16 protein-coding genes and 4 pseudogenes are annotated in these 16,134 nt (G+C 53.0%); 4 read left to right on the top strand and 16 right to left on the bottom strand.

The features are described from left to right. The 3 genes from Q9J79_RS07480 to Q9J79_RS07470 form a co-directional block, all read left to right on the top strand. On the top strand, positions 1–775 hold a 775-nt coding region (locus Q9J79_RS07480), incomplete at its 5' end, for a glycosyltransferase family 8 protein (protein ID WP_304717332.1). 59 nt (positions 776–834) lie between these two features. Beyond that, positions 835–1,845, top strand: coding sequence for a glycosyltransferase family 2 protein (locus Q9J79_RS07475; protein ID WP_304685285.1), 1,011 nt, complete (start codon positions 835–837; stop codon positions 1,843–1,845). Between the two features lie 18 nt (positions 1,846–1,863). Next, positions 1,864–2,670: a glycosyltransferase family 25 protein gene (locus Q9J79_RS07470; protein ID WP_304685286.1), complete on the top strand. Its 807-nt coding sequence runs from the start codon at positions 1,864–1,866 to the stop codon at positions 2,668–2,670. A gap of 890 nt (positions 2,671–3,560) precedes the next feature. Here the strand turns inward: Q9J79_RS07470 and Q9J79_RS07465 are convergent. Beyond that, positions 3,561–4,286: a 16S rRNA (uracil(1498)-N(3))-methyltransferase gene (locus tag Q9J79_RS07465; protein WP_301912157.1), complete on the bottom strand. Its 726-nt coding sequence runs from the start codon at positions 4,284–4,286 to the stop codon at positions 3,561–3,563. 103 nt (positions 4,287–4,389) lie between these two features. Here Q9J79_RS07465 and Q9J79_RS07460 point away from each other — a divergent pair, with 103 nt between their 5' ends. Next, positions 4,390–5,184 (top strand): inositol monophosphatase family protein, encoded by a 795-nt coding sequence (locus Q9J79_RS07460; RefSeq protein ID WP_061818832.1) that lies wholly within the window; start codon positions 4,390–4,392, stop codon positions 5,182–5,184. A 335-nt stretch (positions 5,185–5,519) separates the two neighbouring features. Here the strand turns inward: Q9J79_RS07460 and Q9J79_RS07455 are convergent, their stop codons facing one another. From Q9J79_RS07455 to plsX, 15 genes and pseudogenes are all read right to left on the bottom strand, one after another. Further along, positions 5,520–6,005 carry a YchJ family protein gene (locus Q9J79_RS07455; protein ID WP_301912156.1) on the bottom strand — a complete coding sequence of 162 codons (486 nt, stop codon included), beginning with the start codon at positions 6,003–6,005 and terminating at the stop codon, positions 5,520–5,522. 64 nt (positions 6,006–6,069) lie between these two features. Continuing rightward, positions 6,070–6,816 (bottom strand): 3-oxoacyl-ACP reductase FabG, encoded by a 747-nt coding sequence (fabG, locus tag Q9J79_RS07450; protein WP_301912155.1) that lies wholly within the window; start codon positions 6,814–6,816, stop codon positions 6,070–6,072. A 61-nt stretch (positions 6,817–6,877) separates the two neighbouring features. Continuing rightward, positions 6,878–8,443 carry a glutamine-hydrolyzing GMP synthase gene (gene guaA, locus Q9J79_RS07445; RefSeq protein WP_301912154.1) on the bottom strand — a complete coding sequence of 522 codons (1,566 nt, stop codon included), beginning with the start codon at positions 8,441–8,443 and terminating at the stop codon, positions 6,878–6,880. Between the two features lie 99 nt (positions 8,444–8,542). Continuing rightward, entirely contained in the window at positions 8,543–10,408 is a 1,866-nt protein-coding gene (msbA, locus tag Q9J79_RS07440; RefSeq protein ID WP_301912152.1) for a lipid A export permease/ATP-binding protein MsbA, read from the bottom strand. Positions 10,409–10,531: 123 nt separating this feature from the next. Then, positions 10,532–11,458 carry an ACP S-malonyltransferase gene (gene fabD, locus Q9J79_RS07435; RefSeq protein ID WP_301912151.1) on the bottom strand — a complete coding sequence of 309 codons (927 nt, stop codon included), beginning with the start codon at positions 11,456–11,458 and terminating at the stop codon, positions 10,532–10,534. Between the two features lie 25 nt (positions 11,459–11,483). Continuing rightward, complete coding sequence (locus tag Q9J79_RS07430; RefSeq protein WP_301912150.1) at positions 11,484–11,855, bottom strand: DUF1294 domain-containing protein; 372 nt, start codon at positions 11,853–11,855, stop codon at positions 11,484–11,486. A 46-nt stretch (positions 11,856–11,901) separates the two neighbouring features. Further along, the gene (locus tag Q9J79_RS07425; protein WP_301912149.1) at positions 11,902–12,864 is read right to left on the bottom strand and encodes a beta-ketoacyl-ACP synthase III; all 963 of its coding nucleotides are present in this window, start codon (positions 12,862–12,864) and stop codon (positions 11,902–11,904) included. A 26-nt stretch (positions 12,865–12,890) separates the two neighbouring features. Next, positions 12,891–13,094, bottom strand: a pseudogene (locus Q9J79_RS07420) (hypothetical protein). A 19-nt stretch (positions 13,095–13,113) separates the two neighbouring features. Beyond that, the gene (locus Q9J79_RS07415; protein WP_301912148.1) at positions 13,114–13,530 is read right to left on the bottom strand and encodes a DUF6911 family protein; all 417 of its coding nucleotides are present in this window, start codon (positions 13,528–13,530) and stop codon (positions 13,114–13,116) included. 26 nt (positions 13,531–13,556) lie between these two features. Then, positions 13,557–13,691 (bottom strand): annotated as a pseudogene (locus Q9J79_RS07410) (MafI family immunity protein); the annotation flags it as partial. A gap of 1 nt (position 13,692) precedes the next feature. Then, positions 13,693–14,112 (bottom strand): annotated as a pseudogene (locus Q9J79_RS07405) (hemagglutinin repeat-containing protein); the annotation flags it as partial. Further along, positions 14,109–14,489: a hypothetical protein gene (locus Q9J79_RS07400; protein WP_234403388.1), complete on the bottom strand. Its 381-nt coding sequence runs from the start codon at positions 14,487–14,489 to the stop codon at positions 14,109–14,111. The pseudogene Q9J79_RS07405 and the gene Q9J79_RS07400, both read right to left, overlap by 4 nt. A 23-nt stretch (positions 14,490–14,512) precedes the next feature. Then, on the bottom strand, positions 14,513–14,725 hold the full coding sequence (locus tag Q9J79_RS07395) for a hypothetical protein (RefSeq protein ID WP_019272236.1): 213 nt from the start codon (positions 14,723–14,725) through the stop codon (positions 14,513–14,515). Between the two features lie 32 nt (positions 14,726–14,757). Continuing rightward, positions 14,758–14,874, bottom strand: a pseudogene (locus Q9J79_RS07390) (MafI family immunity protein); the annotation flags it as partial. A gap of 135 nt (positions 14,875–15,009) precedes the next feature. Continuing rightward, positions 15,010–16,065, bottom strand: a complete 1,056-nt coding sequence (gene plsX, locus Q9J79_RS07385) for a phosphate acyltransferase PlsX (protein WP_301672761.1) — start codon at positions 16,063–16,065, stop codon at positions 15,010–15,012. Positions 16,066–16,134: the final 69 nt, after the last annotated feature.

Here is a 16,134-nt window from a genome sequence, read left to right as displayed (position 1 = left end):
GGGGGGGGGTAATATCCGCTTTATAGACGTAAACCCCGAAGATTTCACCGGCTTCCCCTTAAACATCAGGCACATTTCCATTACGACTTATGCCCGCCTGAAATTGGGCGAATACATTGCCGATTGCGACAAAGTCCTGTATCTGGATACGGACGTATTGGTCAGGGACAGCCTGAAGCCCTTATGGGATACCGATTTGGGCGGCAACTGGGTCGGCGCGTGCATCGATTTGTTTGTCGAAAGGCAGGAAGGCTACAAACAAAAAATCGGTATGGCGGACGGCGAATATTATTTCAATGCCGGCGTATTGCTGATCAACCTGAAAAAGTGGCGGCGGCACGATATTTTCAAAATGTCCTGCGAATGGGTGGAACAATACAAGGACGTGATGCAATATCAGGATCAGGACATTTTGAACGGGCTGTTTAAAGGCGGGGTGTGTTATGCGAACAGCCGTTTCAACTTTATGCCGACCAATTATGCCTTTATGGCGAACAGGTTTGCGTCCCGCCATACCGACCCGCTTTACCGCGACCGTACCAATACGGTAATGCCCGTCGCCGTCAGCCATTATTGCGGCCCGGCAAAGCCGTGGCACAGGGACTGCACCGCGTGGGGTGCGGAACGTTTCACAGAATTGGCGGTCAGCCTGACGACCGTTCCCGAAGAATGGCGCGGCAAACTTGCCGTCCCGCACCGTATGTTTCCGACAAAGCGTATGCTTCAAAGATGGCGCAGAAAGCTGTCTGCCAGATTCTTACGCAAGATTTATTGACGGGGCACGCCGTCTGAAGCCTTCAGACGGCATCGGACGTATCGGAAAGGAGAAACGGATTGCAACCTTTAGTCAGCGTATTGATTTGCGCCTACAACGCAGAAAAATATTTCGCCCAATCGCTGTCCGCCGTAGTGGGGCAGACTTGGCGCAACTTGGATATTTTAATCGTCGATGACGGCTCGACGGACGGCACACTTGCCATTGCCCGTCGTTTCCAAGAACAGGACGGCAGGATCAGGATAATTTCCAATCCCCGCAATTTGGGCTTTATCGCCTCTTTAAACATCGGGCTGGACGCATTGGCAAAGTCGGGGGGTGAATATATTGCGCGCACCGATGCCGACGATATTGCCGCCCCCGGCTGGATTGAAAAAATCGTGGGCGAGATGGAAAAAGACCGCAGCATCATCGCGATGGGTGCGTGGCTGGAAGTTTTGTCGGAAGAAAACAATAAAAGCGTGCTTGCCGCCATTGCCCGAAACGGCGAAATTTGGAAAAACCCCCTGACCCATCAGGAAATCGTGTCTGCCTTTCCCTTCCGCAACCCCATACACAACAACACGATGATTATGCGGCGCAGCGTCATTGACGGCGGTTTGCGGTTCGACCCCGCCTATATCCACGCCGAAGACTATAAGTTTTGGTACGAAGCCGGCAAACTGGGCAGGCTGGCGAATTATCCCGAAGCCTTGGTCAAATACCGCTTCCATCAAGACCAGACCTCTTCCAAACACAACCTGCAACAGCGCAGGACGGCGTGGAAAATCAAAGAAGAAATCAGGGCGGGGTATTGGAAGGCGGCAGGCATAGCCGTCGGGGCGGACTGCCTGAATTACGGGCTTTTGAAATCAACGGCATATGCGTTGCACGAAAAAGCCTTGTCCGGACAGGATATCGGATATCTCCGCCTGTTCCTGTACGAATATTTCTTGTCGTTGGAAAAGTATTCTTTGACCGATTTACTGGATTTTTTGACAGACCGCGTGATGAGGAAGCTGTTTGCCGCACCGCAATATAGGAAAATCCTGAAAAAAATGTTACGCCCTTGGAAATACCGGGGCTATTGAAACCGAACAGGATAAATTATGCAAAACCACGTTATCAGCTTGGCTTCCGCCGCAGAACGCAGGGCACACATTGCCGCAACCTTCGGCGCGTGCGGCATTCCGTTTCAGTTTTTCGACGCACTGATGCCGTCTGAAAGGCTGGAACAGTCAATGGCGGAACTCGTACCCGGTTTGTCGGCGCACCCCTATTTGAGCGGAGTGGAAAAAGCCTGCTTTATGAGCCACGCCGTATTGTGGAAACAGGCATTGGATGAAGGTCTGCCGTATATCGCCGTATTTGAAGACGACGTTTTACTCGGCGAAGGCGCGGAGCAGTTCCTTGCCGAAGACGCTTGGCTGGAAGAACGCTTTGACCCCGATTCCGCCTTTATCGTCCGCTTGGAAACGATGTTTATGCACGTCCTGACCTCGCCCTCCGGCGTGGCGGACTATTGCGGGCGCGCCTTTCCGCTGTTGGAAAGCGAACACTGGGGGACGGCGGGCTATATCATTTCCAAAAAAGCGATGCGTTTCTTCTTGGACAGGTTTGCCGTTTTGCCGTCTGAACGCCTGAAGGCGGTGGATTGGATGCTGTTCAGCAGTTTTCTCGACAAAGGGGGGATGACGGTTTGCCAACTGACCCCCGCCTTGTGCATCCAAAGCGAAACCCTGCCCAGCCAACTGAAAAACGGCAGGCAGGAATCGTACCGCAACCGCCGCTCCCCGAAGGTTTTGTTGAAACGCGCTTTGGGAAAAATCGGCAGGGAAATCGAAAGGGCGAGGGAACGGAAACGTCAGAAAAAATTGGAAAAACAACTTGGGCGGCACGTCGTCCCGTTTGAATAGGTTTTGGCCTTTCCTTATTTGGCGGGTGTGCGCTGTCCCTAAATTTATGTCGGGGAATCCGGTTTGTTCGGTTTCACTTGTTTTCGGGTAAGCCCTAATTCGTGATTCCCACGAAAACAGAAAGCCAAAAACAGAAACCTGAAATCTCGTCATTCCCGCGCAGGCGGGAATCCAGTCCGTTGAGTTTCAGTCATTTCCGATAAATCACCGCAACGTTAAATTTCTAGATTCCCGCCTGCGCGGGAATGACGGTGGAGGGGTTTCTGTTTTCCCGATAAATACCCACAAGCTAGGATCTCGTTATTTTCATAAGAATAGAAAACCAAAAGCAGCAACCTAAAATTCGTCATTCCCGCGCAGGCGGGAATCTAGGTCTTTAAACTTCGGTTTTTTCCGATAAATTCTTGCCGCATTAAAATTCTAGATTCCCGCTTTTGCGGGAATGACGGCGGAAGAATTGTTGTTTTTCCAAATAAATTTCTGCGTTTTTCCGTTTCTAGATTCCCGCTTTCGCGGGAATGACGGCGGAGGGATTTCTGTTTTTCTGACAAATTCCTAAAACTTAAAATTCCGTTATTCCCGCGAAAACAGAAAACCAGAAACAGAAACCTGAAAACAGAAATCTAAAATTTCGTCATTCCCGCGCAGGCGGGAATCCAGTCCGTTCGGTTTCGTTTGTTTTAAGTTTCGGGCAACTTCCACTTCGTCATTCCCACGAAAGTGGGAATCCGGTTCGTTGAGTTTCAGTCATTTCCGATAAATCACCGCAACGTTAAATTTCCAGATTCCCGCCTGCGCGGGAATGACGACACGGGAAATCTTATTTGAACCTACTATATCTTAATCGGCTGCAAAATGCCGTCTGAACGGGTTTCAGACGGCATTTCTGTTTATGCGAAATCGCCCCAAAGCGTCTGCATGGCGGCGATGGCGGCGAGTGGGGCGGTTTCTGTGCGTAAAATCCGTTTGCCGAGTGTAACCGCCTGAAAGCCGGCTTCAAATGCCTGTTGTTCTTCCTGTTCTGTCCAGCCGCCTTCGGGCCCGACCATAAAGACGATTGCGCCGGACGGGTGGCGGATGTCGCCGAGTTTGCAGGCGCGGTTGATGCTCATAATCAGCTTGGTGCTTTCAGACGGCATTTTGTCGAGTGCTTCACGGTAGCCGATGATGGGCAGTACGGGGGGAACGGTATTCCTGCCGCTCTGTTCGCACGCGGAGATGACGATTTCCTGCCAGCGTGCGAGGCGTTTGGCGGCGCGTTCCCCGTTGAGGCGGACGATGCAGCGTTCGCTGATGACGGGCTGTATGGCGGTTACGCCCAATTCGACGCTTTTTTGCAGGGTGAAATCCATGCGATCGCCGGAGGAGATGGATTGAATGAGTGTGATGTTGAGCGGGGACTCGTTGTCGGTTGTGTCTTCGTGCAGGATTTCGGCTTCGGCGCGGCGTTTTTCCAAAACGGTCAGCCGTGCGGTATGTGCCTTGCCTTTGCCGTCGAAGAGGGTGATGTTTTCGTTGGGGCGGACGCGCAGGACGTTGAGGTGGCGGACGATGTTGTCGGGCAGGTTGACGGTTTGTCCGACGGAAAGGTTTTCGGGCAGGTAGAATCGGGGCATAGTTTTTGGCGGTTCGGACGGTTATAATCCGTCGCAGCGGCGTGATGGAAACGGACATTATACGTTTGCGCGCCGCAAGTTCAAAATATGAGGACAGTAGGAAGTGTTACACCGTTTGCAGAAAGTCGTGCGCCATATCGCGCAAACCGAAATTATGCCGCGTTTTTTGAATACGCCGTCTTGCCGCAAGGAAGACGGTTCGATGTTGAGCGAGGCGGACATTGCCGCGCAGACGGCTTTTGCCGCCGCGTTGCCGCTTCTGATCGATTGCCCGATGTTGGGCGAGGAAATGTCGCGGCAGGAACAGTCGGCTTTGTGGGAACAATATTCGGGGGAAAAGGGGCTGTGGATTGTCGATCCGATTGACGGGACGAACAATTTTGTCAACGGGCTGCCGCATTTTGCGGTATCGGTGGCGTTTGTCCGCAACGGGCGCGCCGAATTGGGCGTAATCTACAATCCGGTCAGCGGCGAATGTTTTTATGCCGAACGCGGGCAGGGGGCGTTTTTAAACGGGACGCGCCTGCCTTTGCGTTTGGTGGACAAAAAGTTGAATGAGGCAATCGCGGGTGTGGAAATCAAATATCTGCGTTCGGGCAAACTTTCCAGCCGCATGAGTACGCTCGCGCCTTTTGGAACGATACGCAGTATGGGCAGCAGTACGTTGGATTGGTGTTATCTGGCGTGCGGGCGTTATGATGTTTATGTTCACGGCGGGCAGAAGCTGTGGGACTATGCTGCGGGTGCGTTGATTTTCGAGGAGGCGGGCGGCAGGCTGACGACTTTGGAAGGCGATGAATTCTGGAGCGGACAGCATGTGTTCAAACGTTCGGTTATTGCTGCACTCGAACCTAATTTGTTTGAACGCTGGGTCAGGTGGATACGGGAAAACCAGTAAGGTCAACGGGTTTTCAGGCTAATGGTTTGAATAAACGGGATTTGCCGCCTTCACGCGCCGTCCGGCATCCCGTGGGTTTGTGTTTTCCGTGAGGGGCAATGCGGGGGCGGTTTTGGATTGTGCGCCGGAACATCGGTTATATTTTCAAAATTAACGTTACTTAACATTTATACGGGTAAAATCCCTTCCGCTGATTACCGCTGCCGTTTCTCCCTTTTCGGCAGTGCAGCAAGTAAGACGTTTTCCCGCAATGTATTGACCATTCATACTTACCCTTGGTATGAATGGTTTTTTTTGCGCGTTGAAAATGCCGTCTGAACGTTCAGACGGCATTTTTATGCGACAGGTTTCAGATATTTGCCGCAGCAGGCTTTGAATTTTTTGCCCGATCCGCAAATGCAGGGCTGTTTCATGGTAGGCAGCGGAACAGTCGGATCGATAAAATACCATTGTCCGCCGATGTTGACGAAGCCGGACAGTTCGTGATGCACTGTTCGGTTTCCGCCGTCTTGGAAGTAGGCTTTAAATTCAACTTGGGCGTGGTCTTTGCCGAGTATCTTGTGCGAGATGACGTTCAAGCCCAGCCATTCTGTTTCTATACTCCATTGCATCAGTTCGGCGGCATTGAGGAATGCTTGTTGTGTCGGAACGGTAGTAGCGATGATGTAGTCGATAAGGTGCAGCACATACGCGCTGTACCGCGAACGCATGAGGGCTTCGGCGGTGAGCGGCAGGATTTGGCAAAGGTGCAATGGACGGCAGCAGCCGGCATAGCTTGTGCCTGAACCGCATGGGCAGGGTAGGTGGTGGTGAGTGTTCATTTTGTTTGGGAATGCAAATGCCGTCTGAAAGGGCTTCAGACGGCATTGCCGGTACGGCTGTCCGTCAGGGCATCAACATGCCGCCGTTGACGTGCAGCGTTTGACCGGTAATGTATTTTGCCTGATCGGAAGCCAAGAACAAGACTGCATCGGCAATATCTTGCGCGTCGCCGAATCTGCCCAAGGCGGTTTGGGCGGTAAAGGTTTGGCGGGTTTCTTCGGGCAGGGCGCGGGTCATGTCGGTGTCGATAAAGCCCGGGGCGACGCAGTTGACGGTAATGCCACGGCTGCCGACTTCGCGCGCCATAGATTTGGCAAAACCGATCAAGCCCGCTTTTGCGGCGGCATAGTTGGTTTGCCCGGCATTGCCCATTACGCCGACGACGGAGGTAATGTTGATGATGCGGCCGGAACGTTGTTTCATCATGCCGCGCAAGACGGCTTTGGAGGCGCGGAAGACGGATTTGAGGTTGACCTGCATGATGTCGTCCCACTCTTCTTCTTTCATGCGCATCAATAGGTTGTCGCGGGTGATGCCGGCGTTGTTGACCAGAATATCCAGTTTGCCGAATGCTTTTTCGATGTCGGCAATCAGGCTTTCGATGGTTTCGGGTTCGGCAGAATCCAATGCACGGCCTTCGCCGCCCCATTGCGCCAACCGCTCGCTAATCGCCGCCGCACCGCTCTCACTGGTCGCCGTACCGATGACTTTGGCACCGGCCGCCGCCAGCGTGTCGGCAATTGCTGCACCGATACCGCGCGATGCGCCTGTTACCAAGGCGATTTTGCCGCTTAAATCTTGTGTGCTCATATTTTTTCCTTTTTTCCGATAATCGAAGGACTGCGCCGTATTGAACAGCACAGTCGGCCGTTTATTCCCACTCGATGGTGGCGGGCGGTTTACCGCTCACATCGTACACCACGCGGTTGATGCCTTTGACTTCGTTGATGATGCGGTTGGACACTTTGCCCAACAAGGAATACGGCAGTTCTGCCCAATGCGCGGTCATAAAGTCGCTGGTGATGACGGCACGCAAGGCAACAACGTAGTCGTAAGTGCGTCCGTCGCCCATCACGCCGACGGATTTGACGGGCAGGAATACGGCAAAGGCTTGGCTGGTCAGGTCGTACCAAGACGTGCCGTTTTCGTCGGTGGTATTGCGCAATTCTTGGATGAAAATATCGTCCGCCTGACGCAATAAGTCGGCGTATTCTTTTTTCACTTCGCCCAAGATGCGCACGCCAAGACCCGGGCCCGGGAACGGATGACGGTATACCATTTCGCGAGGTAGACCCAAAGCGACGCCCAGTTCGCGCACTTCGTCTTTGAACAAGTCGCGTAAAGGTTCAAGTAGCTTGAGCTTCATGTTTTCAGGCAGGCCGCCGACGTTGTGATGCGATTTGATGGCGTGGGCTTTTTTGGTTTTCGCACCTGCGGATTCGATTACGTCAGGGTAAATCGTACCTTGCGCCAACCATTTGGCGTTGGTGAGTTTTTTCTCTTCAGCGTCAAAGACTTCGATAAATTCTGCACCGATGATTTTGCGTTTTTTCTCCGGATCGGTCACGCCGGCAAGTTTCGCCAAAAACTGCTCTTCGGCATCAACGTGAATCACGCGTACGCCTAAGTTGCGGGCAAACATGTCCATCACCATTTTGCCTTCGTTCAGGCGCAACAGACCGTGGTCAACAAACACGCAGGTCAGTTGGTCGCCGATGGCACGATGAATCAGCGCCGCCGCTACGGAAGAGTCCACGCCGCCGGACAGACCTAAAATCACTTCGTCATTGCCGACTTGTTCGCGGATTTTGGCAACGGCTTCTTCGATGTAGTTCGGCATGGTCCAGCTGGGTTGTGCGCCGCAAATATCCAAGACAAAGCGGTTCAACAGCGCGCGGCCTTGCTTGGTGTGGGTCACTTCAGGGTGGAATTGAATGCCGTAGAATTGTTTCTCAGCGTTTTCCATCATGGCAATCGGGCAAGACGGGGTGTCGCCGATGACGGAGAAGCCGGTAGGCAGTTTGGAAACTTTATCGCCATGGCTCATCCAAACGTCGAGCGTGTTTGGCGCATCGTCTTGAATGCCGCGTGTCAGCTCGCTGTCGATGGTTTTCACTTGCGCATAACCGAATTCGCGTTGGTTGCCCGGGCTAACTTCGCCGCCCAAGTGGTGCGCCATAAATTGCATGCCGTAGCAAATGCCCAAAACCGGAATGCCCAAATCAAAAATACCGGTATCGGCTTGATAATCGGATTCGTAAACGGAATTGGGGCCGCCGGAAAGGATGATGCCTTTGGGGTTGAAGGCTTTGATTTCGTCCAAAGGCATATCGAAGGAATGCAGTTCGCAGTAAACGTGGGCTTCGCGCACGCGGCGGGCGATGAGCTGGGTAACTTGCGAACCGAAGTCGAGGATGAGGATTTTGTCTTGGGTCATGATGGGTTTTACGGTGATTGAAGATAATCGGATGGGTCGGCGGATATGATGCCGTCTGAAGGGGTCGGGGCGATTGTACCATTTCAGACGGCATTTTGTTTATGCCGTCCGGACGGCGGCATCTTTGTTTGAGATATTGCGTAACATCGTGTAGTAGCCGTTTTGGGACATCAGTTGTTCGTGTGTGCCTTGTTCGATGATTTTGCCGTCGTCCATTACGATGATGCGGTCGGCCCCTTCGATGGTGGTCAGGCGGTGGGCGACGATGATGCCGGTGCGGTTTTCCATCAGGCGTTCGAGTGCTTGTTGGACGAGGCGTTCGGATTCGTTGTCCAATGCGCTGGTGGCTTCGTCCAATAATAATATCGGCGCGTCTTTCAAAATGGCGCGGGCAATGGCGACGCGTTGCCGCTGTCCGCCGGATAAGTTGCTGCCGTTCGATCCGATGGGCTGGTGTAGTCCGAGCGGTGATGCGTCGATCAGGCTTTGCAGGTTGGCGGCTTGGAGGGCGGATAGGACTTCGGCTTCGCCTGCGTCGGGACGGCTGTATCGGACGTTTTCAAACAGGGTGTCGTCAAACAGGAATACGTCTTGGGAAACGAGGGCGAATTGGGCGCGCAGGCAGTCGAGTTTGATGTCGGCGATGTCGATACCGTCTATGCAGATGTTGCCGGCAGACGGTTCGACAAAGCGGGGCAGCAGGTTGACGACGGTGGATTTGCCGCTGCCGGAACGTCCGACCAGGGCGACGCGTTCGCCTTGTCTGATGTCGAGGTTGAAGTTGTCGAGGGCTTTGATGCCGTCTGAACGGTATTCGACATCGACGTTGCGGAAGCTGATGCGCCCTTCGACACGCTGCGGCGCGAGCGTGCCTTTGTCCTGTTCGGGCGGGGTGTCGAGAAATGCACATACGCCGTCGGCGGCGAGGAACATCGTCTGCATAGGGATGCTGATGTTGGCAAGGCTTTTGATGGGGGCGTACATTTGCAGCATCGCGACGATGAATGCCATAAATTCGCCGATGGTGGTGTAGCCGTTTTGGCTTTGCCACAGGGCGATGAAGATGACGACGGCGAGGGCGATCGAGGCGATTAGTTCGCTGAACGGGGAATGTGCCGCCGTTGCCTGCGTGATTTTTTTGCTGAGGCGGACGATGGTGCGGTTGACCGCGTCGAACCGGTTTGCCGCCTGCGCCTGCCCGTTGAACAGCTTGACGACGCGGTGTCCCTGATGGGTTTCGGCAATCACGTTGTTCATCGTGCCTATGCTTTTTTGCGAGTCGGAAATGACGTGTTTCAGGCGGTCGCGGTAGTAGCGCGAGAGCAGGGAGAGCAGGGGGAACATCAGGACGACGATAATGCTGAGCTGCCAGTTGAGGTAAAGCAGGACGATGGTCAGGCCGGTAACGATCATCGTGTCGCGCGTGAGGACGGTGAAGATGTCGCTGGCGTTGCTGACCGACTGTTCGGTCAGGTTGAGCATATTCATCAGTACGGTGCCGGACGGCGTTTCCTGATGGTAGCGGGAGGAAAGGGTCAGCATTTTGGCAAACATATCTTTGCGGATTTTGCTGATGGTCATCACGGAGACCCAAGTCATCAGATAGGTGCTGGTAAAGCGGCAGATGCCGCGGATGACGACGAGGATGATGAGGAAGAGCGGGACGGTCCAGATTTTGTTTTCCGTCCCCCAAACCATATAGGTAAACTGTTCGCGCCAGTTTTGCAGGGTGGAAATGATGCCGGCGGCGGCAGACAGCTCGGGCGGCGCGGCGGGTGCGGAAAAGCCGTGGTTAATCAGGGGGGCGATGAAGGCGGCAAGGTAGCTTTCGGTGGCGGCAACGCCGAAAATGGCAATCAGTGCGGCAACGATGCGGATTTTGTAGGGGCGGACGTACGCCATCAGGCGCATAAAGCTGCGCGCGTCTTCTTTTTTAAACAGTCCGAAAGTCAGTTTTTCTATCATATCGGTGGGGCGGGAACTGCAACGGCAGCCGCTGTCGGTGGTTTGGTCGGGATGGATTATAGCGTAAATATGGGGCTGCCGCCGTTTGCGGTACGGACGGGGCAGCCTGCGTTTGAAATGTGGTCAGTGCGCTTCGATAAAGGCGGCAACCTGTCCGGCATCGGTCAGTGCGCTGCACGCGGCGGCCTTGTTGATGCGTTTTGCCAAGCCCGCCAACACTTTGCCCGGGCCGCATTCGGCGGATTCGGCAATGCCGTCTGAAACAAGGGCGTTGACGGTTTCCGTCCAGCGCACGGGGCTGTAAAGCTGGCGGACGAGCGCGTCTTTGATTTTGTCGGCATCATCGTAGGCGGCAACGTCGGCGTTGTGGATAACGCGGATTTGCGGCTGCTTGATTTCGACGGTTTTCAGGGCTTCGGCGAGTTTGTCGGCGGCGGGTTTCATCAGGCTGCAATGGGAAGGTACGGACACGGGCAGCGGCAGGGCGCGTTTGGCTCCGGCTTCTTTGGCGGCAGCCATGGCGCGTCCGACGGCGGCGGCATTGCCTGCAATCACGACTTGCCCGGGCGAGTTGAAGTTGACGGCTTCGACCACTTCATCCTGTGCGGATTCGGTGCAAATCTGCCTTACCTGTTCATCTTCCAAGCCGAGAATCGCCGCCATCGCGCCCACGCCTTGCGGTACGGCGGACTGCATCAGTTCGGCACGCAGGCGCACGAGTTTGACCGCATCAGTGAAATCCAATGCGCCGGCGGCGACAAGCGCGGTGTATTCGCCGAGGCTGTGTCCGGCAACGGCGGCAGGCGTTTTGCCGCCCGCTTCCAAATAGGCGCGGTAAACGGCAACGCCGGCGGCGAGCATGATGGGCTGGGTATTGACGGTTTGTCCGATGATTTCGGCATCGCTGCCGTTAATCATCGCCCACAAGTCTTGACCCAATATGGCGGATGCTTCGTCAAATGTGTTTTTGACGATGGCGTGTTCGGCAAAGCCGTTCATCATACCGAGGCTTTGGGAGCCTTGTCCGGGGAAAAAGAATGCGAAAGACATGGTATTCCTTTGTTTGGTTGGATTGTCAGAGATGTTGCCCGAGTTTTACAAAAAGTTCGGGCGGAACGAAATAATCAATCAGGATGCAGGTCGCCAGGACATTGCCCGAAACAGTCAGACGGAACAGCACAACAAAACGCTTTTTCGCCGTTTTATGCCTGAACATCCTGCTGCCCAAGTATGCGCCCGTCCAACCGCCGAACAAGGCAGGCAGCAGCAGGCGGTATTCGGGAATGCGGTACTTTCCCTGTACGGCACGCCTTTTGTCTATGCCGTAAAGTGCAAACGCATAGAGGGACAATATTGCGTAACACGCGCCCAATACGGGGAGGAGCAGTGAAACGGCAGACAGAAATGCCGCACACGCCATCGGTTTGAAGAAAGCCTGCCGCTTCATAATATGGGAAATGCCGTCTGAAAACCTGCTTCAGACGGCATGGCATTCAATATTGCAACAGCACCGCGCCCCACGCGAAACCGCCGCCGATGCCTTCGAGCAGCAGGTTTTGACCGCGTTTGATTTGTCCGCTGCGGATGCCCGCGTCCAAAGCCAGCGGAATCGAGGCGGCGGACGTGTTGCCGTGGTCTTGGACGGTCAGGACGACTTTGTCCATACTCAGCCCCAAATGTTTCGCGGTCGATTCGATAATGCGGCGGTTTGCCTGATGCGGCACGATCCAGTCGATTTGTTCGGCGGTATAACCTGCTTCTTCGATAACGTCATCGGCGATTTTGGACAGCATTTTGACAGCAAACTTGAACACGCCGGGACCGTCCATCGAAATGTACGGCGAACCGGAAACTTTGCCGCAGGCGATTTGCCCGGGGACGTTTAAGAGTTTCAGATAATTGCCGTCGGCTTTGAGTTTGCTGTGGATGATGCCCGGTTTGTCCGCCGCGCTCAAAACCACCGCGCCCGCGCCGTCGCCGAACAATACGCAGGTTGTGCGGTCGTTCCAATCGACGATGCGGCTGAAGGTTTCCGCGCCGACGACCAGTGCGTTTTTCGCCATACCGCTTTTAATGTAGGCGTTTGCCGTCGTCAGCGCGTACATAAAGCCCGCACACACTGCCTGTACGTCAAACGCGGGACAGCCGTTGGTGATGCCCAATTTTTGCTGCACGATGGTCGCAGTAGACGGAAACTGCATATCCGGCGTTGCCGTTGCCACAATAATCAAATCGATTTCGCCGCTGTCTAATCCGGCTGCATCCAGTGCGCGGCGCGCCGCTTCGGCGGCAAGGTCGCTGGTTTTTTCGTTTTCGGCTGCAATATGGCGGAACTTGATGCCCGTGCGCGCGGTAATCCACTCGTCCGAAGTGTCCACTTTTTGGGCAAGGTCGTCATTGCTGACGCGGTTGGCGGGAAGATAGCTGCCCGTGCCGGAAATTTTTGCATACTGCATGGGAACGGCCTTTTTGGAGAGTTGGTTCAGATTCGGCTATTGTAAGCGAAAACCGATGATTGCCCAATACGGACAGGGTGCAAATGACGGAAACAGGGATGGGGGGTGTGGTTTGGGATACAGATGGTTTTCAGATGCAGATTGCCGTGGACAGGCAGGGCGGGGTTGCCGATATGCTGTTTTAAGCGAAGGAAATGCCGTCTGAAAGCCCAAGCTGCTTCAGACGGCATTTTGATTGCCGGGTTGCTGTCAGGCTATTGGCGCGGGTGTTTGTTTTTGTCTGATAAATTCGGAAATGATATTTTGAATTGTAGAAATATTTTTAGAGATATGCTCAATAGGGTAGGAATCTCCCCAAATTTCCATTGTATTTCCACTATAATTTTCCGTTTTAAGGTTTTTGACTTCAATATTCCCGCCTTCTAAAATTGTTTGAATCATTGGCAAATAATATCCTTTTTCAAAATAGACAGTTAATTCGGTATTGCCAAATTCCGGCTCGGGGATGATTCTGAAAACAAGGACGCCGGCTTTTTTCTCAAAATTTGATACGGAAAAAAAGCGATTGATTTCCCTAATGTCAGGATTTTCCAAAACGGGGATTTGGATTCGCTCCCCGTTGTCTGCCATAAAAAATCCGCCAAAAATGACCGTTGATATTTTCATGTTTATCATCCCGTTGATTTTATTCGCTAATCGAACGTGCTTTCTGTCCTAAATTCCTTGTCAATAAAAGAAATTTCCCGGGATTCTTGTTCCGTCAGCCGGATATCGAAATCTTCAACATAAGTACACAGGATTTCAAAAGCCAAAAAACGTTCCGAATGCGGCTTCGTCACTGATTTGGATATTTTGGGTGTTGATGCCGCTGCGGGTGATGCTGTTTTGGCTGTCGTTGTCCTTGCCGTAACCTATGCTGGCAGATAGACCGTCTTTGGCGTTACCCATCCAGCCACCTTTGACATTGCCATCGGTGCCAATACCGAAACTTTCGCTTTCGTAATGGCTGTGGTTTTGGATGTCTCTGAAGCTGAGTGTGCCGGTGGCGAATTGGTTTCTGCCGTTATCTTCCGCGCTTTGGGTGGAGGTGATGAGTCCGCCTTTGAGGTCGGTGTGTCCTTTGATGTTGATTTGATAGCCGTCTTCACCCGCAAATATGCCGCTTTGCTCATTCACAGACGCATAATCCGCATTCACTTTGGACTTGCTATAACTCGCACTGCCTGAAACGCCGTAACCCATTATTACCATTTTGTTGAATATCCTTTATTATTAAGCATACATCTTGCATTATCCCCAATACAATTTATCGATTTGACTGCATTATCATTGTATTTATTATCATAATATTTTTTTATAATATATTGATAATTACCCTTTTCATCAGGTAATTGATATAATTTATATATTTCAGGACAAGCAACGGAAAGGCAACTTCTGAAATCATCAATTCGTTGTTCGTTAGTCGTATTATTTTTAACAAAATATTCAATATCGTTGTTTGCTCTTGTCGTCATATCATCAAAAGGATAATGACAAGACGAAGTTGCAAAAAAGCAAGGATTACAAGAAGTTGTCATTACCATTATAAAAACAATAATGACAACTTTAATATAGCATTTCATAACAACCACCAATATATAGATAATCAATGACCAGTAATTTTCATAATCGCTTGGATAAAATCCTGATCGACTATATCAGCAATAGCAAACGGTGCGGCGACAGGAATGGCGACGGCGGCTGTTACTGATGAACCTATTGCGTCTTTTTTGTTAGTAGTTCTTCGGTCAAGAGTGGTATTACCCTGTTCATAGCCTGCGTCTTTTCCACGATAAAAGCCCCACATTTGACCGCCCATAAAATCGTGTGTTCCAGCAAAACCCTCTACAAATGAATATAATCCAATGCGGATTCAATCAGACGGGCATCAAGCCTGCCTTCAAGGGATTTTCCGAACTTCATCATCCGTTTGTCTAGAGCTTTCATCCGTTTTTCTAATGTCTTCATTTTTCAAATACTCCTTATTTTACAAGGCGATATTTGGGAAGTGCCGGACAGGCGCATCGCCGTCCGCACCCGCAGGTTTGGTGCGGGCGGATGCCGTCTGAAAGGGGCGGGGGCGTTCAGACGGCATCGTGCGTGTTACAGACCGCCGGCATTTTCGTTTTGGGCGGCTTTGGCAGTTTCGAGTGCGGCGAGCTGTTCGGCTACGCCTTGTTCGATTTTGGAAAGGCTGGCAGACTTGGCTTCATGGTAGGCTTCTTCGAGGGCATAGCGGAAACCGGTTTCGTCTGTGCCGCCGTGGCTTTTGATGACGATGCCGCGCAGCCCGAGCAGGATGGCTCCGTTGAATTTGCGCGGGTCGAGTTTGTTTTTCAGCCCTTTGAGGGCGGGCAGGGCGGCGATAGCGGCGAGTTTGTTGAACAGATTGCTTTGGAATTCGCGGCGGATGGCTCCGCTCATGAATTTGACCGCGCCTTCGATGGTTTTGAGCATGACGTTGCCGACAAAGCCGTCGGCGACGACGACATCTGCTTCGCCGTAGAGGATGCCGTTGCTTTCGATGTTGCCGATAAAGTTGAGTTTGCTGTTTTGCAGCAGTTTGTAGGTTTGTTTGACGGTGTCCGTACCTTTGATGTCTTCCGTGCCGACGTTGACCAGCCCGACGCGCGGCTGTCCTTTTTGAGGATGGAGTGCGTGGACGAGTTCGCTGCCGATAACGGCAAATTGGGCGAGCTGTTCGGGCGTGCAGTCGACGTTTGCGCCAAGGTCGAGGGCGAGGGTAACGTGGTCGGTGTCGGAAGGAAGGAATTTGGCGATGGCGGGGCGTTCGATGCCGGGTATGGTCTTGAGGACGAAGCGTGCGGTTGCCATGAGCGCGCCCGTGTTGCCTGCGGATACGGCGGCTTGGGCTTTGCCTTCTTTAACTTGGTTGACGGCGATGCGCATGGAGGAGTCTTTTTTGTTTTTCAGGGCGGATTGCGGCGCTTCGTCCATGCCGACAACTTGGGTGGTATGGCAGATGTCGATGCGTTCCATCGGTGCGCCTGCCTCGGTCAGGGCTTGGCGCAGCTGCGTTTCGTCGCCGGTCATAATCAGGCGGACATCGGGGTGTGCTTGGAGGAATGCGGTTGCGCCGGGTACGGTAACGGCAAGTCCTTGGTCGCCGCCCATGGCATCTACGGCCAATGTAATCATAGGGGTTTCTCCGGTAGGTTTTCGGTCTGCGGCAGGGATCGGATGGGTTTTCAGACGGCATCGGTTCGG

The sequence above is a fragment of the Neisseria viridiae genome, assembly GCF_962747995.1.
Lineage (GTDB): Bacteria > Pseudomonadota > Gammaproteobacteria > Burkholderiales > Neisseriaceae > Neisseria > Neisseria viridiae.
The sequence above is the reverse complement of the archived record's forward strand: the minus strand, read 5'-3'. Positions and strand labels throughout refer to the sequence as shown.